The organism is Pseudoalteromonas luteoviolacea, from assembly GCF_021654285.1.
Classification (GTDB): domain Bacteria; phylum Pseudomonadota; class Gammaproteobacteria; order Enterobacterales; family Alteromonadaceae; genus Pseudoalteromonas; species Pseudoalteromonas luteoviolacea_J.
This window is the reverse complement of record NZ_JAKFZS010000010.1, coordinates 62,350-82,724: the sequence shown is the minus strand read 5'-3', so window position 1 is coordinate 82,724 and position 20,375 is coordinate 62,350. Positions and strand designations below refer to the sequence as shown.

Annotated in this window: 15 protein-coding genes; 10 read left to right on the top strand and 5 right to left on the bottom strand. The window is 43.3% G+C overall.

What is annotated here, in order from left to right:
* Nucleotides 1–14: 14 nt before the first annotated feature.
* From pbpC to L1077_RS11285, 4 genes are all read left to right on the top strand, one after another.
* Nucleotides 15–2,171: a penicillin-binding protein 1C gene (gene pbpC / locus L1077_RS11300; RefSeq protein ID WP_237136949.1), complete on the top strand. Its 2,157-nt coding sequence runs from the start codon at nucleotides 15–17 to the stop codon at nucleotides 2,169–2,171.
* Nucleotides 2,172–2,332: 161 nt separating this feature from the next.
* Nucleotides 2,333–2,962: a hypothetical protein gene (locus L1077_RS11295; RefSeq protein WP_237136948.1), complete on the top strand. Its 630-nt coding sequence runs from the start codon at nucleotides 2,333–2,335 to the stop codon at nucleotides 2,960–2,962.
* Between the two features lie 209 nt (nucleotides 2,963–3,171).
* On the top strand, nucleotides 3,172–3,384 hold the full coding sequence (locus tag L1077_RS11290; protein WP_237136947.1) for a hypothetical protein: 213 nt from the start codon (nucleotides 3,172–3,174) through the stop codon (nucleotides 3,382–3,384).
* 236 nt (nucleotides 3,385–3,620) lie between these two features.
* A complete protein-coding gene (locus L1077_RS11285) occupies nucleotides 3,621–3,977 on the top strand; it encodes a RidA family protein (RefSeq protein ID WP_237136946.1) in 357 nt (118 codons plus the stop codon).
* Between the two features lie 34 nt (nucleotides 3,978–4,011).
* Here the strand turns inward: L1077_RS11285 and L1077_RS11280 are convergent, their stop codons facing one another.
* Complete coding sequence (locus L1077_RS11280) at nucleotides 4,012–5,397, bottom strand: aminotransferase-like domain-containing protein (protein WP_237136945.1); 1,386 nt, start codon at nucleotides 5,395–5,397, stop codon at nucleotides 4,012–4,014.
* Between the two features lie 97 nt (nucleotides 5,398–5,494).
* Here L1077_RS11280 and L1077_RS11275 point away from each other — a divergent pair, with 97 nt between their 5' ends.
* Nucleotides 5,495–6,115: a LysE family translocator gene (locus L1077_RS11275; RefSeq protein ID WP_237136944.1), complete on the top strand. Its 621-nt coding sequence runs from the start codon at nucleotides 5,495–5,497 to the stop codon at nucleotides 6,113–6,115.
* Nucleotides 6,116–6,125: 10 nt separating this feature from the next.
* A complete protein-coding gene (locus tag L1077_RS11270) occupies nucleotides 6,126–6,548 on the top strand; it encodes a GNAT family N-acetyltransferase (RefSeq protein WP_237136943.1) in 423 nt (140 codons plus the stop codon).
* A 25-nt stretch (nucleotides 6,549–6,573) separates the two neighbouring features.
* Here L1077_RS11270 and L1077_RS11265 read toward each other — a convergent pair whose 3' ends face one another.
* On the bottom strand, nucleotides 6,574–6,768 hold the full coding sequence (locus tag L1077_RS11265) for a GntR family transcriptional regulator (RefSeq protein ID WP_237136942.1): 195 nt from the start codon (nucleotides 6,766–6,768) through the stop codon (nucleotides 6,574–6,576).
* 191 nt (nucleotides 6,769–6,959) lie between these two features.
* On the opposite strand from L1077_RS11265, the gene L1077_RS11260 reads away from it, so the two are divergent.
* Nucleotides 6,960–7,580, top strand: coding sequence for a LysE family translocator (locus L1077_RS11260; RefSeq protein WP_237136941.1), 621 nt, complete (start codon nucleotides 6,960–6,962; stop codon nucleotides 7,578–7,580).
* Nucleotides 7,581–8,101: 521 nt separating this feature from the next.
* Here the strand turns inward: L1077_RS11260 and L1077_RS11255 are convergent.
* Nucleotides 8,102–8,245 carry a hypothetical protein gene (locus L1077_RS11255; RefSeq protein ID WP_237136940.1) on the bottom strand — a complete coding sequence of 48 codons (144 nt, stop codon included), beginning with the start codon at nucleotides 8,243–8,245 and terminating at the stop codon, nucleotides 8,102–8,104.
* Between the two features lie 395 nt (nucleotides 8,246–8,640).
* Between L1077_RS11255 and L1077_RS11250 the strand changes: the two genes are divergently transcribed.
* A complete protein-coding gene (locus tag L1077_RS11250) occupies nucleotides 8,641–10,680 on the top strand; it encodes a S9 family peptidase (RefSeq protein WP_237136939.1) in 2,040 nt (679 codons plus the stop codon).
* A gap of 131 nt (nucleotides 10,681–10,811) precedes the next feature.
* Nucleotides 10,812–11,390 (top strand): hypothetical protein, encoded by a 579-nt coding sequence (locus tag L1077_RS11245; RefSeq protein ID WP_237136938.1) that lies wholly within the window; start codon nucleotides 10,812–10,814, stop codon nucleotides 11,388–11,390.
* A gap of 76 nt (nucleotides 11,391–11,466) precedes the next feature.
* Here L1077_RS11245 and L1077_RS11240 read toward each other — a convergent pair whose 3' ends face one another.
* A complete protein-coding gene (locus tag L1077_RS11240; RefSeq protein WP_237136937.1) occupies nucleotides 11,467–12,573 on the bottom strand; it encodes a LamG-like jellyroll fold domain-containing protein in 1,107 nt (368 codons plus the stop codon).
* Between the two features lie 177 nt (nucleotides 12,574–12,750).
* Here L1077_RS11240 and L1077_RS11235 point away from each other — a divergent pair, with 177 nt between their 5' ends.
* Nucleotides 12,751–13,986: a right-handed parallel beta-helix repeat-containing protein gene (locus L1077_RS11235; RefSeq protein ID WP_237136936.1), complete on the top strand. Its 1,236-nt coding sequence runs from the start codon at nucleotides 12,751–12,753 to the stop codon at nucleotides 13,984–13,986.
* Nucleotides 13,987–14,643: 657 nt separating this feature from the next.
* Here the strand turns inward: L1077_RS11235 and L1077_RS11230 are convergent.
* Complete coding sequence (locus L1077_RS11230) at nucleotides 14,644–20,178, bottom strand: two-component regulator propeller domain-containing protein (RefSeq protein WP_237136935.1); 5,535 nt, start codon at nucleotides 20,176–20,178, stop codon at nucleotides 14,644–14,646.
* Nucleotides 20,179–20,375 lie beyond the last annotated feature (197 nt).

Genomic DNA, 20,375 nt, shown 5'->3' with positions numbered 1-20,375 from the left:
CTAATTGATGCCAAATGACCATTAAAAAAACATTACTCATTGCAGCCTATACTTGCCTACTTATTGTGATGGGTGCGATTGTTTGGCATACCAATAACCCATTACCCCCTATCTACCCAGATGGTCCTGCAACCCTCATCACGGCGAGCAACCAGCAAACTTTGCGCTCTTTTGGCGATAAACAAGGTGTGCATCGCTATCACATCACGCCCAAAGAAGTTCACCCATTTTATTTACAGGCCTTGCTGCACTATGAAGATCGCTGGTTTTATCATCACTATGGCGTGAATCCGTTTTCATTATTACGCGCAGCTGGGCAATGGATCAGATATGGTCGGGTGATATCAGGTGGCTCAACTTTGACCATGCAGGTTGCACGCCTTATCGACCCACATTCAAGAACCATTGCAGGAAAGCTGCACCAAATCGCCAGAGCAATTCAACTTGAGTGGCATTACAGCAAAGAGGAAATACTCACCTTTTACCTCAATTTAGCCCCATTTGGCGGCAACATTGAGGGCGTTGCAGCAGCGGCCAATAAGTATTTTGGCAAATCTCCACTGTTGCTCACAAAAAATGAGGCCGCCTTGCTGGTTGTACTACCGCAAAAGCCCTCACAATACCGTCCTGATAAATATCCTGTGCGTGCAATCGCAATGCGCAATAAAGTACTAACACGCCTCTACCAAGGAGGCTTAATCAATACTGAGCAGCACAGCCTAATGGTAAAGGAGCAGATGAACCTTCAACCGAATAGGCCAGCAGTACTTGCACCTTTGCTAAGCCGCTATTTAAAAGTGCGCTATCCAAATGCGCATAAACTGCACACCACAATAGACTATGCCCTGCAAAAACGTTTGTCCTCGCTGCTGCAACAAACCAGTCAGCGCTTGCCGCATAAAGCATCTGCTGCATTGGTCATTTTGCATAATCCCAGCGCTGAGATCCGCGCATACCAAGGCTCCGTTGACTTCAGTGATCTGAGCCGCTTTGCCCACGTTGATATGGCACGTGCAACGCGCTCACCAGGTTCAACTCTGAAACCTTTTATCTATGCGCAAGCGTTAGATTTAGGCCTTATTCATAGTCAAAGCTTATTAAGTGACATTCCTGCTGATTTTGATGGTTATAAGCCACAAAACCTAAATGGCACTTTTAGTGGACCTATCAGTGCCCAGCGCGCATTGCAGCAATCGTTAAATGTGCCGGCAATTCAACTTCTCAATCGCATTACCCCTGCGCGCTTTGAACAAAACCTTGCCAGTGCGGGCATTCACCTCGCCCATAAACATGCTAACTTATCTGTTGGATTAGGGGGTACGGGCACGCAATTATTAACACTGGCCAAATTATACCGTGCATTGGCCAGCCAAGGGCATGTCGCCCCACTAAAAATACTCAGCAATGAGCTAAACGACATAACCAGCAAGCAAATATTAAGCCCACAAAGTAGCTGGATCACGTTTCAAATGCTCAGTGCACAGAGCGCGCCCGATCGTGTCGTACCATCAGTACGCCGTAAAATAGCATGGAAAACTGGCACCAGTTACGGTTATCGTGACTTTTGGGCAGTTGGCGTGAGCCATGATTATACCGTTGCGGTCTGGGTCGGTCGCCCAGATGCAAGCCCCATGCTTGGCTACCTAGGTGCCACACAAGCCGCGCCTTTGATGTTCGACGCATTTGACTTGTTGCCCCCTGACCGCCAACAGCTCGCCCAACCTGACTCTGTCACCCACACGCTAATTTGCTGGCCCAGTGGTTTAGCGCTTGCACATATTCCAAAAGAGCAATGTGACTCACAACATCAAGCAATGACCATTGACCACATGACCCCGCCAAGTATGGATATTTATGGCGACTTCACGACCACACTAAGCTGGCCCGAAAAACTGACCCACTGGCTGGGCAGTAAACACTCTCGCCGGTTGGATTCAGCTTCACACCAAACCATTGCTATCACATCGGTGCGCAGCGGCCAGCATTACTATCGTTCGCAGATCGGTACGCTACCATTAGAGTCAACGCACACAGATCAGGTAAGCTGGTTTATCAACCATAAGCCCACCGCGAAACCCGAAATCGCACTCGACCAATATTTGGGCGAGACGACAATATCGGCTTGTGTGCGGTCACAATGTGACAAGCAAACCATCTATATTCATCCTTAATTTAACGCTCGTTTTGTGGTTTTACCGAAAATCACCACACAACCCATCGCCTCTAGTTTAGAAAAGTAAGGTGAGTCTGCTACACTCAGCTCATGGCTGTAGTCTTAATGTCATAAATTATGACAGCGTAAACTAACAGATTGAAAAAGGTGAGCTAAACCGTGTCGACAGATCCTTGGAATGAATTAGAATTGGCGCCCACTTCAGATAAACAAGCTATTGAAGCGGCGTATCAACAAAAACTCGAAAACTTAAGTACTGAATCAGATGACATTCGCGCTGAGCGAGAATCTGCGCTCCATGCTGCATATCAGTCAATTATAAACAGCCTAGTAGCGCCTTTTACTCCATCTGATGACAGCTTAGCCAATCCGTTGTTTAACGAATTTCGTGATGAACTGACCGAGCTGCTTGGCAATGCACATAGACATACTCAGGTATCTTCATGGCAATTACTGGTTGATCACCCTGCCTGCGAGGTTGTGTCTTTGAGAAATGACTTAGCGGCATTGGTATTTGATAACGTATTGAATCATCAAAAAACCTGCCAAAATGATAAAGAAATGGTCTCCAGTGAAGTGCTGGTTTTTCTGACTGAGCAACTTGAATGGACTACACGAGAAGATTTAAAAGCACGTTATGGTGAAGGGTTTTACTACCGGATGACGCAGCAAGACATCCCCCAACCTGAATTTGTCCCAGAACCGATAGCTGATACAGGTAACCTCGCCAATATTTTTATTGGCTTGACTATCATCTGTGCCATTGGCTTATTAATGATTTCTGTATAAACATATCTACAAAGCACTTGACCAGCTGAGAATAGCTGGTCAATCCATGACCCCGCATTACATGTTCACGTCTTCAAAATAAAGATTTTCTCTGCGCCTAAACCTCACAAAATGAAATAAATCATTGTAAATTTATTACTTACACGATAGCTTAATTCCGTCTAAATATTAGACAAACCACTCATTTAAACTAAGGAAAAGGTCAAAAAATGAAATTGAAGCTTAATAAAAAGAAGATCAAATCACTAACAGCAGATGCAAAGTCACTGCCTGTAAAGGCAACGCCTGCGATTGCTGGCGGTTACCAATATACACATGATCAATTTTGCAGAGACTTTTCATTTGGTCCATATTTGTGTCTAACGGATGAACCGAAATGCAAAACAACGGCAACCACCAATATCCCTACCTGCAACTGCTGATAAAGCATTGATTGAATGAGACCAAACAGCTCACTCCGTTTGGTCTTGATGACACCTCTTTTATAACTCCCTAACAATATTCAATTTCTAGTGCTTAAATAATTCACTGACTTACCATATAATCGTAGCCATATAAACCGCTAGGTGGCCAATAAATATTTACACCTTAAACAGTGCCACCACGCATCAGTCAGTAAATTAGGGCGACTAGTCAGCCCGTTACCGAGGGTAAAAACATGAGCATTACTCGCAAACACACCAACCAGAGAATGAGTCGAATTGTGGTACATAATGATACGATTTATCTGTGTGGCCAAGTGTGTAAAGACGCAACGCAAGGGATCAAAGAGCAAACGCAAACCATGTTAGACAAGGTTGATGCACTTCTTGAAGAAGCGAACAGCGATAGAAAGCATATTTTAAGCGCCACAGTTTATATCAGCGACATGCAATATTTTGCACAAATGAATGAAGTATGGGATGCATGGGTACCAGAGGGATACGCACCGGCAAGAGCCTGTGTGCAAGCGGCCATGGCAAGACCTGAACTATTGGTAGAAGTCTCTGTTGTTGCAGCCGTAAAGCAAGACTAATCTTGATGAGTTAGCCGATATATCGGCTAACTTTTTATATCACCACATCATTACGAACCAGCAGCTCTTTTAGTACGGTATCAATGCGAGTTATCGCAACATCAAAGGCGGCTCTTGTCGTCGGCCCACCCAGTGTAAAACGAATACCATTTATCTCACACACCTCATTCGGCGAGGCAAACACGTCCAGTGCACGCACCTCAACCAGCTGAGCCTTAAACTGCGCCGCGACATAATGCATATTCAGATGTGCAGGTAGATACCAACACACATTCAAGCCAAAAAACACCGCCTCGAAACCATAACGGTTCAGGGTCTTTTCAAGCGCTGCTTGTCTATAACGGATCTCTTCTTCTAATTTAACTTGCACATATTGATACTCTTTACTTTGCAGTGCGCGCATCATCAACTCAAAGTTTGTCATAGACACAGACCAGCACTGGGCATGCACTGTTGCAATGATCTGCTGTTGCCACAGCTGAGGTGCCAACATATAACCAGCTCTTAGGCCACCACTAAAATATTTTGAGAAACTGGCTATATAGAACACACGATCTGGTGCTTGTTGCCACAATGGCAAGCGCCAGTTTTCTGATAAGCAGTAGTTCACATCATCTTCGAGAATAAAAAAATGATATTTACGACTCAGCGCCAATATCGCTTGCAGTGTTTCGTCACTGTACTGTACGTTAGTTGGATTTTGACAATTTGGGGTAATATAAATCGCTTTGACCATGTTGTTTTGACAAATAGACTCAAGCTTATCCAAGTCAATGCCTTGCGAATTAACAGGCACTCCTTGTGATTGCAACTTTAGGCTTTTACATGCTCTAAAAAAACCAGGATACGTGAGCGATTCATGTAAGACGAGATCTCCAGGTTCACACAAGGCTGATAAACAGCTGTAAATTCCCTGCTGCGCGCCTTGGGTGAAGATAACTTCGTGTTGCTCACAGGCAAAGCCGCGTTGCAATAGCCAATCCCGATAAAATTTTTGATGCCTAGGTAGACCATTCAATTTGTATATCAGTAGCTCCCCAAGCTCCGTTTGGCTTTGCGACAGAGACTGCATTGCTCTCGCTATGATGCTTTCTTGACCCATTAAAGGCTGAACACTGGCTGCCAAATCGCTTATCTGCATGTCGTGGTGCAAGCTGTTATTTTTTGACACATAAGTACCTGCCCCTAATTTTGCTCGAACATATCCGCGCTGCTCCAATAAATCATAAGCCCTTGTCACCGTGCCATGGGTGATATGCAAAAGGTCAGCAAGAACTCTTTGCGCAGGAAGACGCTGATCATATGCGAGCTGTTTATGCTCAATCGCCTGCTCAATGAGTTCCGCTAACGCCATGTATTTTGGTTGCGAAGCAGCTAAGTGTTGATATTGATCTTTACTAGGGTGCCAAATTGTATCCATAACAATAAATAAATTGATGCCTATTTGTAGTTATGACAATAATTAAATACGGAACAAAAAGCAACAATTGTATCAATACGATTAAAGGGGGGTTATTTTGCCATTGATTGAACTATCAACACTGTTACCTGCGCTGATACTCTTCAGTTTCACCGCTACAATTACACCCGGGCCAAATAATATTTTACTGACATATTCTGGGTCGAAATTTGGCATTAAAAAAACACTCCCTCATATTGTTGGGCTCCTAGCAGGGATGACCATCATTCACATTATGATGCTGATGGGGCTGGGTCACTTGGTGCTGACCATACCGCCCTTACATTTTATCTTTAAACTGTTAGCGAGTAGCTATATCGTATATCTGGCCTATAAAATTGCATTTAAGCACACCAAACCTTCACAAAAACAGCAGCAAGCACAACCGCTTTCATTTATGCAAGGTGCACTCTTTCAGCTTATTAATCCAAAGTCGATAGCGACCTTACTATCCTTGACGACGGCTTTGACACTCCCTGGAGATTATTATTGGCACTCAGCCATACTCGGTGTTGTGGTGTTCAACATCGTGGCCTTTGGCAGTGGTTTAAGCTGGATCTATTTTGGCAAAGTACTCAATAAAAAATTACAAAACCCCGCTCATATGAAGCGTTTTAACTATGCGATGGCCAGTCTGTTACTCGCTTGTCTTCCACTTATCCACCTCAGTGCGCAATAGGAATTTAAAGATGCAGCTCATCAATCAACTTTCGCAATCACAATTCAAACAAGTTCATGCATTTTTGTCAGAGCGGAGCTATTGGAGTAAGGGCATAACCGCTGAAAGGTTACAAGCAGCCATCGATAATTCGCTGTGCTTTGCACTGGTACAAAACAACCAGCTCATTGCATTTGCCCGTGTCGTCACAGACTGCGCAACATTTGCAAATCTTCTCGATGTTTTCGTTTTAGAACCATTTAGAGGAATGGGGCATGGCAAGCAGCTGCTAGATGCTGTGGTAACACATCCTAAATTACAGGGACTTAGGCGTTTTACACTGGTAACGCATGATGCCCATACGCTTTATCGACAATTTGGCTTTGATGATGTGCAATCTCCCGAGTTTTTAATGGAGCGCTACATCCCTGCTGCGTACAAGCCAGCCTCATAAAGAGGGGCGCACGATGCACATCACTTTAATGCGTGTTAAACAGCACGCGCTTATTTGCCTGTGACACATCAGTGCCTGTCCCTAATTTTGCTCGAACATATCCGCACAGCTCCAATAAATCATACGTTCTTGTTACCGTGCCATGAGTGATATGCAAAAGATCAGCAAGGACTCTTTGCGCAGGAAGGCGCTGATCAAATACGAGCTGTTTATACGCCATCGCCTGCTTAATGAGTTCAGCTCACGCCATGTATCTTGTTTATGAAGCAACTAAGCGTAGGTACTGCTCTTTGCTGGCGCGCCAAATTGTACCCATAACAATAAATAAATTGATGCCTATTTGTAGTTAGAAAATAATTAAACACGGAACAAAAAACAACAATTGTATCAATACAATTAAGAGAGGTTATTTTGCCATTGATTGAACTATCAACACTGTTACCTGCGCTGATACTCTTCAGTTTCACCGCTTCAATTACACCCGGGCCAAATAATATTTTACTGACATATTCTGGGTCGAAATTTGGCATTAAAAAAACACTTCCTCATATTGTCGGGATCCGAGCAGGAATGACCATCATTCACATTATGATGCTGATGGGGCTAGGTCACTTGGTGCTGGCCATACCGTCTTTACACTTTACCTTTAAGCTGTTGGCAAGTGGATATATCATATATCTGGCCTATAAAATTGCATTTAAGCACGCCAAATCTTCACAAAAACAGCAGCAAGCACAGCCGCTTTCATTTATGCAAGGTGCGCTCTTTCAGCTTATTAACCCAAAATCGATGGCAACCTTACTATCATTGACGACTGCTTTGACACTCCCTGGAGATTATTATTGGCACTCAGCCATACTCGGTGTTGTGGTGTTCAACATCGTGGCCCTTGGCAGTGGTTTAAGCTGGATCTATTTTGGCAAAGTGCTCAGTCACAAATTACAAAACCCCGCTCATATGCAGCGTTTTAACTATGCAATGGCCAGTCTGTTACTCGCTTGTCTTCCTCTTATCCACCTCAGTGCGCAATAGGAGTTTAAAGATGCAGCTCGTCAATCGACTTTTGCAATCAAAGTCCAAACAAGTTCATGCATTTTTGTCTAAGCGGAACTATTGGAGCAAGGGCATAACCACTGAGAGGTGACAAACAGCCATAGATAACTCTCTGTGTTTTGCACTGGTATAACACAATCAGCTCATTGCATTTACCCGTGTCGTCACAGACTATATAACATTTGCAAATCTACTCGATGTATTTGTTTTGGAGCCTCTTAGCGGAATGAGGTATGGCAAACATCAGCTAGATACTGTGGTCACACTACTAAATAACAAGGACTTAAACACTTTACACTGATAACGCTCAATGCCCATACGCTTTATCAGCTATTTGGGGTTGATGATGTGTAATCTTCTGAGTTTTTAATGGAGCGCCATCTCCCTGCAGCCTACATATCACAAGATCAGCGCTAAAGTTATACAGCCGCATACAAGGTAGACTCGTAAATAGGTGCGCATAGCGCACCTCACTTTATTGCGCGTTGATCAGCACGCGCTTATTTGCCTGTATTCGTTTGTGGTTTGCATGGAAAGTAACAACCTGTAATAACCGCACCACCTGCAACTTTGTCTGTCAGTTGCTCAGTTACAACTTTATTAGATAAATTAGCTAGCTTTTTAGTTTTAAGATTAAGTTTCATAATAATTTCCTTATTTAATTAAATTAATACACCACCTAAATGGTGGGAATAAAATACCTCAAAAGAATCAAAAATCAAGAAATATATTACCTTCCCATTTTACCTAACATGGAATAACCGATTAATTAAAAAGCAAAAAAATGTGATATTCCCAATAATGATAAAAGATCAGTGTGACCCTATTTCAACTACCACCTATGTTTTAATGAGATCAGAGCACGTGAGCAGGTGAATTAATACTTTAGAATTAGCAATAATCAAAAGTACGCTATCGTTGATTTAAATCATCTCACCTCCTCCATTCGACCACAGGCTAGGTCAGCCCATCTCATAATGCTTGTTAATCAGACGATTCAAATTTACTGTAGAGAAAATTAAAAATAAAAGTTCTACTTATGAAGCCAATCACTTCTCTCGCCCTCAGCGGCGTGATGCTTGCATTAGCAGCAACAGACAGCTCAGCAAGCACAACAATATTTAAGTCTGATGATATTTTTGCTCTTGAATATGCAGCCAGCACACAGATCAGCCCAGATGGCAAAAAAATTGTTTATGAGCGCAGCAGCTATGACATCATGAAAGATGTGCCAAAACGCACTTTATGGTTATATGACATAGCGAAAAAGAGCCACTATCCGCTCTTTGCTGATCAATATAGCTATAGCCAAGCTCGCTGGTCACCTGATAGCAGTAAAATTGCATTTACCAGTAACAGTAGCGGCTCTCGTCAATTACATGTGTATTGGGTAGAGCAAGATAAGCAAGCTGTACTGACTCAGCTGCCCAAGGCCATTGGCGATATAACGTGGTCGCCTGACGGGGAACAAATTGCATTCACCATGAATGTACCTCAAGGTAAATCTAAGTTTGCAAAATCAGTTAAACTACCAAGCAAACCAAAAGGTGCTCAGTGGTCTGAGCCAGTTAAGATTTTCGAAAAAGCCAGATACCAAGCCGATGGACGAGGTTATCTTGAACCTACTTTCAGACATGTTTTTGTCTTACCAGCGAATGGCGGCACACCAAGGCAACTTACGAAAGGAGACTTTCAACACCGAGGACCCTTGGCTTGGAGTCCAAATAACCAAAGTATCGTTTTCTCATCAGATCAACACCCTGAATGGGAATACCGAGTTACAGAAACGGATTTATATCAGGTTAATCTAGCGAACCAATCACTGACACAACTAACAGACTTACCGGGAGCTGAGTACAGCCCGACCTTCTCCGCTAAAGGTGATAAATTAGCATTTATTAGTCGTGGCAATGCACCAGTGCCATACATCAATAGCCAATTAACCTTGCTGTCTATCAAAGATAAAAAGCTTAAGTCATTGACCGAAGACTTAGACCGCTCTGTTGCGGATTACCGCTGGGCTGGTAAAGGTGACTTTGTTATCCAGTATGATGACCTAGGTAAGCGCGTCTTAGCAAAAGTGTCTTCACGTGGCAAAGTTAAGCCGTTAGTAGATGATGTATCAGGTACAACATTGGGTCGCCCTTATGTCAGCGGTAGCTTCACCATGGCTAACAATGGGACATTGGCTTACACCCAAGGCAGCAGTCAAGCACCAGCAGATGTGGCTTACTGGCGAAAGGGTAAAACAACAACATTAACACAGTTAAACCAAGACCTATTAGCCCATCGCACATTAGGTGAAGTACATGAACTCAATTATAAATCAGAGTTTGATGGTGAGCAGATCCAAGGTTGGTACATCACGCCTCCTAACTTTGATAAATCAAAAAAATACCCACTATTAGTAGAAATTCATGGCGGTCCACATTTAGCATATGGCCCTCACTTTAGTGCAGAATTGCAACGTTATGCAGCCGAAGGTTACGTTGTGGTTTACGTCAACTATCGTGGCTCAACCAGCTATGGCGAACGTTTTGCATTGTTACTGGACGGCAAATATAGCTCTAAAGAAGACTTTGCAGATCATAACTCAGCCGTAGATACCCTGATCGAAAAAGGCTTTATCGATGAAAACAACTTGTTCATTGCTGGTGGTTCTGCGGGCGGTATTGCAACAGCTTATGCAGTCGGTTTAACAGACAGGTTTAATGCAGCTGCCATCACAAAGCCAGTGATTAACTGGATCAGTAAAGTACTGACAGCAGACAGCTACCTAGGTCAAATTCGCAACCAATTCCCAGGCCTTCCTTGGGAAAACCTTGCTCATTATTGGCAACGTTCACCGCTATCTCTAGTCGGCAATGTCACTACGCCATCATTAATTATGACAGGTGAATTAGACCGACGCACTCCAATGTCCGAATCAGAGCAGTTTTACCAAGCATTGAAACTACGCAAAGTAGACACGGTGCTTATTCGCGTACCGGGCGCGCCGCACGGTATTGCAGGCCGACCATCACGCATGATTTCAAAAATTGAGCACACCCTTGCTTGGTTTGATATGTATAAAAAATAAAATAGCTTAAAACATAAATTGCCGGGGATCTCCGGCAATTTTTTTGAAGAATATCAACTTATACAACTTTATAAAAGGGATAGTCAGCCGATACATACTAGAGGTAAATAACACACAGATAAGGAATCATCATGTTATCTAAAATCCTGCATCACACTCATATTACAGAGCCTAAAGTCATTGAAAAAAAAGCATCTCAGTCCTATGTTCCGAGTCATAAAAGAACCAGTGAGTTACCTGAAAATGTCCTAAAGCCTACACCACGTGAAAAGTCAGCGTATCGAAAGGGCGAAAAAGACGATGAGGAAAAGCAGCCACTCGTTAGTAAGGAACTAGACAAAGAAGCTGCGGCCTATAAAAGGCGCAACCCCGTTTTCAAAGAACAATATGAGAACCTGGAAAAAGTTGTAGAGCTTGTACAAGAAAAAATCCGCAATCTTCAAAAAGAAATCAACGAATTAAAAAAACCACCGTTACAGCGAACCTTAACCATACACGCCCCCGCGGCTGGCTCTGGGGACTCAGTACCAGATATGGCCAAAAGCAATGAAGCACCAGAGCATATCGGCAGTAAAGCTTACAAAAACACGCAAGAAGAAGACCTAATTGAAGTGTTGGAGCAGCAACTGAATGACCTTAAAACCCAAGAAGCTGAGATCCGCACCGAAATGATTAACCTCATTTTAGAAGAGCGTAAAAAGTATAAATAATACGCCTCCTTGGGAGACAAACTCTGAACGAGTGAACAGCTTCTCCCAAGCGAAAGCCGTTCACTTTACATGCTCGCTAAATACCGCCTTTACTGCCTGAGCCACTGCAATTACGAGAGTTCCCCTTGTTATACTGCTGTCGTATCTCTGATGGGGTCAGAACCCGATGGTAAAGCTGTATTTCACCTATTGCACCATGGAACAACCCAGTTTTAAACGATGAACGACTGCCAATACGCAGCGGCTTTTCATTACTTAAAGAGCCTTGGCGACCTGTTGGGTCAAAAGCGCTATTGAGCTGACCATTGAGATAAAAACGCAGCCCTTTACTGCGGTCCCGATCGATACTCACAGCAACATGGTGCCACTGACCATCAGAGACGAATGCATTCGAGTCGTAGAAAGTACAAGAAGAGTCAGGCTCTTGGCAATACCAGCTGCCATCGCCATCAGCGAGTTGCAACGCCAAGTACCCTTCATCGATATAAAAAGCATACCCTTGGACATCCGACACTTGATCTTCGTAACGCTTATCCACGATGATATGCTGACCTTGCGATGAGGTTTTAACCCAAGTGGATAACGAGAAATCCCCTGTTCTCACGTCAAGCTCTGAGTCAAACACCTCGACATAATCATCAAAACCATCTAAGCAAAAAGCCAAATTTGATTTTTTATTCGCAAGTTTTATGCTATCGCCTGTTTCAACTGATAGCTGATATTGCTCACTTTTCAACACTTTTGATGTTGAGTTATTATGCCAAAACAGCCCAATAATGACGAAAAGCGTCAAAATGATGCCTACCACGACAATTGGCCAGATATTGACGCTTTTATCTACATAATCCAGCTTCACAGGCTGAACAAGCAGGTACCCTTTACCTCGGATATTTTTGATATGTTCTAGGTCATCTAAAGTAGAAAAAGCTTTCCTTAGAATACTTATTCGCTGTTTTACATTTTCATTACCTGTGACAACACCTTGCCAAACCATATTTTGCAGCTGTTCAGCAGTTAGAGGCGTACTTTGATGCTCGACTAAGGTCAAAAGAAGCGAGAAAGACAGCTCTGACAAAGGCTGGCTCGAGGTCTCTTTATGTAATGATTTAGTGTTTAAATCGGCATAAACATCACCTATCCACAAACCTTTACAATTTTCTAATCTAAACTTTTTTTCATCCATAAAAAATTTATCCATACATATCAATAAGTAACACTTACCCAAATCCGGTAAAAGTAATTTTACTCTTTATTTACCCTGTTTTTCTAGTTTTTTCTGCATCTTGTTACCAATATAAACGCAATTTCTTATTCACTTTGAATCAACAATAAATTCAAACATTTGATAATGGAGTGTCCAATGACGAATACAAAAAAGCCTGCTCACACAGCCACGTTACTAATAAATATACTCATAACAGCGCCAAGTTTTGCAAGTATCCCCACGCAAAACAACCTCGCAGTACAAACAAATAATTTACACTGTGACCATTACATTCGCAGCGCACAGCACTTGATTGATGGCCAAAGTATGGCAATTAAAGCTGGTGAGACCGTGTGCTTAGAAGCCGGCACGCGTGGGCCACTAAGAGTGCGCAATATGCAAGGAACAGCATCTGCACCTATCACCATACGTAACCAAAATGGTGTTGTGACTTTTTCTCCTTATGAATACAGCATCGCGATTGAAAATAGCCAATGGCTAAGGGTTACCTCAAACCCAGTCGAGGGTGAGTCAGAGTATGGACTGAGACTGGGCGGTACATTAGGAATTGGCGCCTTGAGCGAACAAGTCGAAATCGACCACCTCGAAATTTATCGTGCTCGTTTTGCTGGCATGTTAATAAAAACAGATCCCACTTGCGATGCCAATACATGGGCTGAGAATTTCACCATGACAGGCCTACGTATTCATAATAACTATATTCACAGTACTGAAAGCGGCGAAGGCATGTACATTGGATATACGGGAAAATCCCGTAACTTGATATGTGACAATGCACTGACTACGGTCTACCCACACAAAATTCAAGATGTACATATTTTTGATAATAAACTTGAGAACATCGCTGCCGATGGCGTACAGCTTAACTCAGTGCAAGGCAACGCATTTATCACCAATAACACCATATACCGCACTGGAGTCAGTCCATTTGACCCACACTGGCAAAACACCGGCATCCAAGTTGGCGGCGATGGTGTTGAAGTAAGAGATAACTTAATTTATCGCAGCGGAGGTAACGGCATGATGATAGATGGAGATGGGATTAAAGTGCTCAATAACCATATTATATATGCGGGTGAAAATGGCATATTTGCACGTAATGCTGCACAACAAAATAGTGCTATCAGCAATGGCTTACCACATGCTTATAAGGGAAATTTAATCGTTCATCCAGGCAGCTATGCATTGAAGTTATATGCCGTCAACACCAATTCAGCACACTTAATCATTGAAAACAGCATAGAAAACGATGGCACATTAGACTCAGCAGGAAGGCCAAAGACCTTTTCTTATTTAAATGACACAGTAATACGCCATGAATTGAACAACCATCACTATGTCACTCAATCAGCATACCAGCAAGCACAGTAAAACCTGATTGAGTTTGCATCGTCTCGCTGAGTGTGCCGCAGTGTCAATCCTTGCTTATAACCTTGACTGGCACACTCAGCATTTTTAACCAAGATGGATTAATTACAATTTACATAAGCTTTTAGCTGGGCGTGCACCTCGTCAATCCTTGCCAACATACCTTGACCAGTACGCCCAGCATTTTTAACCAAGATGGATTAATTACAATTTACATGAGCTTTTAGCTGGGCGTGCACCTCGTCAATCCTTGCCAACATACCTTGACCAGTACGCCCAGCATTTTTAACCAAGATGGATTAATTACAATTTACATGGGCTTTTAGCTGGGCGTGCACCTCGTCAATCCTTGCCAACATACCTTGACCAGTACGCCCAGCATTTTTAACCAAGATGAATTAATGACAATTTAAACGCGCTTTTAACTGGGCGTGCACCTCGTCAATCCTTGCCAACATACCTTGACCAGTACGCCCAGCATTTTTAATCCAGATGAATTAATGACAATTTAAACGCGCTTTTAGCTGAGCGTGCACTTCGTCAATCCTTGCCCAAATACCTTGACCAATGCGTACCGCATTTTCCAACGAATATCAGCAAGTTTGACAATTCAGGACACACATAGCTTCTCAAATTCGCGTCAAATCACCTAAGTTAGCCTTATACTTGCTCTGATACCATCAATTCAGGTTGGATCTTTGCCAACAGTGCCTTAGCTGCATCAAAATCGTAATCATCAATCAAGCTCACCAGTTGCTGGAACGCATCAACAAATTTTGTACCTTCATATACAGGTAACAATTCACTGACTAAATCAATGGCCTCGGTATCATAATCTTCAAGTAATACGGTTAGTTGTTCCAACATCTGTGCGACTTGTTGCTCCGTTAAGGCACTCGATTGAAGTACTGGTGATTTAACTTCATTGGACTGATTATTTAAAACCTGCTGAATCGCAAAGATTAAGGGCTCTAGTTTTTCATGTACTTGATTCAGTGCAGATGTATGTGGCTGTTTATCAGCACACAACTGCTCCAACTCATCTGCTACAGCCTGTACTTGCGTCGCACCTATATTACCTGCAGTCCCTTTTAGTGTGTGAGCACAACGCATCGGCGCATCGGGATCGGTATGTTGTTGCTCCAACGCCTCTTCAAAGTGCGCATGAAAATGCTGCTGACGATCAACAAAACGCTTGAGTAAGCGTTTAAAAAGGGCTGAATCCCCCTGTGAAATAGAGATGGCAATACCGGTGTCGATGCCTTCTATATCGGGATAATCAGTATCGCCCATCGCAGTTTGAGGCTGTTCTGAATCGGTTTTAGGCGGCTTAGAGACTGAAATCCACTTTCGTAAAGTTTCAAACATTTTTTCGATATTGAGCGGCTTGCTAATTATGTCATTCATGCCGCAAGCAAGTGCCGCATCTTGATTATCCATCATAACACTGGCGGTCATCGCAATTACAGGCAAAGACTCAAACTGGCTTTGCTCACGTATTTTTCGCGTCGCCGTATACCCATCCATCACCGGCATCTGACAATCCATCAATACACCGTCGAATGTGCTTTTCGCCAACATATCTAGTGCTTGCTGCCCATGCTCAGCCACGTCAACTTCGATGCCTTTGCTTGTTAATAAGGTGACTGCTAGCTCTTGATTTAAATCATTATCTTCTACCAACAACAATCGAGCACCAGCCAACTGATGTGCTTGTTCATCTTGCTCGTAACTTTGTTCAGCTGGCTGTTCGATGAACCCAAACGCTCGCTGCATCGCACTATACACATCATCTGCTAAAAATGGCTTGAGTAAATAGCTCCCTCTCTCAATATGCTTCAAATAAGCGTCAACATTTTGCGCATCATATAAGGGCATCAAAATACAAGGGATTGCAGGCTTTGCCTGCTGCACTTGCTGAAGGTAACCATGGGCCTGTTCAACGCGCATATCAATGAACACTATGTCTACAGACAGTAATAAGTCACCTAAATCCGTCATATCGGCAGACGATACACTGCGTGATTCAATTTCAAAGCGGGATAAGCAAGAGCCTAGATAACGGCTTGAACTGAAGTTATCATCAATGATCAGCGCCTGTGTCGCTGGTAACCTCTCTAGCACTGCAGGTTCACACAGCGCATCATCAAGTACCAGTGTAAAACTAAAAGTACTGCCCACTCCCTGCGCGCTTTGGCAATGGATCTCACCTTGCATTAACTCCACTAGCTTTTTACAAATGGCCAGCCCAAGTCCTGTACCACCATATTTTCTCGTCGTCGACGTATCGGCTTGAGAGAAAGAGCTGAATAATTTCGCTTGCTGTTCTTGTGTCATGCCAATACCCGAGTCAACCACAGCAAACTTTAAGGTTAACTCTCCTGCCAGTTGCTGCTCCACACGCACATCCACCAGCACTTCGCCACCTTGTTCGGTGAACTTCACCGCGTTACTACCGAGATTAAGCAATATTTGCGACAAACGCAGTGGATCGCCAACTAACTTGCTAGGCACGTTGGGGTCAATATGCGCACATAGCTCCAACCCCTTCTCTTTCGCTTTCACTGCAATTAAATCTAAACAGCTGCGCAAGGTCTCTTGTATTGAAAATTCTACCTGCTCAATATCTAGCTTTCCGGCTTCAATTTTAGAAAAGTCCAAAATATCATTGATGATGCCAAGTAAAGACTCTGCACTGCGATGGATTTTCTCCACATAGTTACGCTGCTTAAAATTCAGCTCTGTCTCTAATGCCAAATAGCTCATGCCAATAATGGCATTCATCGGTGTACGTATTTCATGAGACATATTCGACAGAAAATCTGACTTCGCTTGAGTGGCACTTTCTGCGCGCTCTTTAGCTTGCTTTAGTGCAGCTTCTAGCCCTTTCGAATCTGAGATGTCCATATGAATACCGAACATTTCTTTGCGCCTGCTATCTTGATTCACAAATACACTTTGTCCCATGCTCAAAATCCATTTCCACTCTCCACTGGCGGTTTTCATGCGCAGTTCACAGCGGTAAGTATCTGACTGCTTGCTAAGATGCGCCTGAAGTGCACTTTCTACCACTGCCACATCATCTGGGTGAATAAGCTCCCGCCAGCGCTTGATGGTGTTGCCATAGCGCAGCTCAAGCTCCCCTTCTTGGTACCCCAGCATGGTCGACCAAATACCATTGGTCACGAGTAAATCACTTTGGCAATCCCATTCCCATGTGCCTGCATTAGCGCCTTGCATGGCCAAGTCTAGTCGCTGCTCCGCTTCTTTAAGTTCGCTGTACGACAATGAATTGGCAAGCGCCACCGCAATATGATTGGCCACAGAGCGCAAAACATTTAAATGCACTTCTTTATACGCCCGAGGTTTGTTTGACTGTACTGTAAATACTCCAATCACCTTGCCATCGACAATCAGTGGCGCACAAAATACAGATTTGGTTTGCTCACCATAAAGGTTATTACAGGCTTTGAGCCCCACTTTTTGCCAACTTTCATCACTGGCAGCATAAAACTCTTGACCACTAGATACACAATAAACATCGGCACTACTCACCACCCTAGTATGGCTCTCCAATGCTTCATAGAGCTCGCCTTGTTGCATGGCATAAATATAATCTATATAGTTTTTCTCAGGATAAAACACACCAACGGCAAAAAATTCACAATGTAGGATATCGCTTAGGTGCGTGTAAATGGTTTCACTGATCACATGCATGTCGTAGGTAGCGGCAACCTCTTTTCCTACTTCACCAAGAACCACAATGTCGCGTGTACGCTTAGCTATTTTGCGCTCTAACTCAATGCTATTTTCACGCAATTGCCTAACCCTCAGCCAAAATCCAAGCAGCAAAGCAATCACGACAATGACCGGCATGGAAATTTGAAACCACAGAGTTTGATACCATGCAGGCACGCTTATCACCTTAAGCTCAATCCCAACTTGATTCCAAACTCCATGATTGTTACTCCCTTGCACCCTAAAACGATACTCTCCTGGCGGGAGCTCTCGGTAGTTAACAATGTGCTCAGGTGTGATATCACTCCATTGTTCATGATATCCAACCAGCCAAGTACGGTAGCGGTTATCATCTGTCGCTTGAAAATCCAGTGCAGCAAAATGAATTGATAAATTTTTGTCTTGATGGCCTAAACGAATTTCACCACTGTCGATTTCGATGGGATTACCATCGATAAAAGCCTGTGTAAATGCAACAGGAGGCGCACTGGTATTGACTTTGACGTCTTTTGGGTTAAATCCCGTGACTCCATCAATGCTGCCAAATAAAATTTGCTCGTCAAAGACAATAAAGGAGCGCGCTAAAAAATGATGGTTTATCAAACCATCATTGGTGGTAAATTGATGAAAAATGCCATAAATAGGATCAAATTTGAATACACCACTAGCACTGGCAAACCACAAAAAGCCCTCTTTATCTTGGGCTATCGATTGCACGGCAAAATTTACCTGGGAGGCGGTATTGTCATATTGCTTAAATTGCTTAGTGGCAATGTCAAAACGGGTGATCCCTAAATTAGTTGCCAACCAAATATAATCGCCTTGCTGCATAACATGACTGACATAATTCCCATTTGGCCCCACCTGTTTACCATGAGCAGTATATTGCTCGAAGTTGGAGGTAGCAGGATTTATTCTAAACACTCCCTCTCCATCACTACCCGCCCATACATACCCTTCACTATCATGAAATGTAAACTCTAGATCTTGCCCTTCGAGAAAATGTACTATTGTGTTATTACCCGTATCCAGCTTTGTTAAGCCACTTCGTCCAGATAGGACTAACCACATACTGCCCTGCTTATCAAAGCTAATATGCTCAACAGAGCGGCGCGAATCCTCAAGCCATGACAGCGGAACTATGGTCAAAGATTTATTATTTTCATCGACGCGATACACACCAAAACTTGTCGCCGCAAACAGTTGCCCATTAAGATCTCGAGCCATACTGTGTACACGCAATCGATAGTTTCCCTGTAAGGTTTTTTCATCCGCAAATGGCGTGAACTGAGTTTGACCATCAAAATGCACCAAGCCTCGGCCAGTGCCAAGCCACACGCCGCCCGCTTTGGCTTGTTCAATCGTTAAGACTTGATTGAATAACCCAGAGAGTAACTGCTCACTTAAAAAGTTTTGCCACGAAATAAACGCTGGAGGATTTGGAAAAACTTTTTGCACGCCAGAGTAGCGCGTAGCTGCCCATAATAAGCCACTGTCATCAATCAAGATTTGTCTTACATCGCGATTTTGTAATAAGGTGAGGTCGCCGTTTTCAATCACAGGCACAAATTGATTTTCTCGGGGCGAAAAACGATAAACTCCGGCAAAAGTCGCCAATAATATATCTTCATTAAAATGATGTAAGCGCGTCACGCTTGGCAATGCACCTGATGGAATATTATAAATTCGATACTCGGCAGTTTCCGGGTTGAACAAACCAAAACTGGTGCGAGTCGCTACCCACACCCTGCCAAGGTTATCAACAGAAACCTGGCGCACCTCAGCATGATCCAAAGAATTAGGTGCCACACTAAACCCCTGAAATTGCCCTGTATCTCGGTCTAATCGATACAAACCATTAGAGGTCCCTACCCAAATACCGCCTTTACTCCCTTCACTAATACTCCAAACCCGATCACTACCCAAACTATATGGATTGTCTTGCTGCATCACAAAGCGCTCAAAGCTTTGTTGATCTTCTTTCAAGCGATTAAGGCCGCCGCCATTTGTGCCCACCCACAAGGTGCCGTCTCGGCTTTCAAATAGCGTTTGTACTTTATTTGCGCCCAGTGAATTGGGGTTTGCCTCATCATGTTTAAAATGGGTAAATTGCTGCTTATCTCGATTAAATAAGTTTAATCCGCCGCCCCAAGTGCCCGCCCAAAGCCGACCTTGTTTATCAAACAGTAGCGCCCCAACACTGTTTGCTGAGAGAGAATTGTCGTCATTCGGATCATGATTAAAACTGACAAATTGATAGCCATCATAGCGCTTTACTCCATCAGCACTGCCAAACCACATAAACCCTTGGGGATCTTTTGATACCGCGTAAATCTGCGGGTTAGCCAACCCGTTATAAGCGGAGATAGCCTCCACTTTAACCTCAGTGGTGCCCTTGGCACTTCCTGCAAACACACATAAAACTAGCAAAACAAAACACAGCCGCCAAAGGCGCATATCTGACTCCTTGAATCATTTGAATGACACACTAAACCTTACGGTTTCACCACGCTCAATTAGCATAGTGCGTACTTTTCAAATTGGGTAAGTGTATGCATAATTATTAGACACTTTTCGATAACATGTGCAAAATAAGAAGAAGTTAATTTTTGTCTATCAATCACTCAGTTATGCAGTCGCGTGCTAAGGACAGT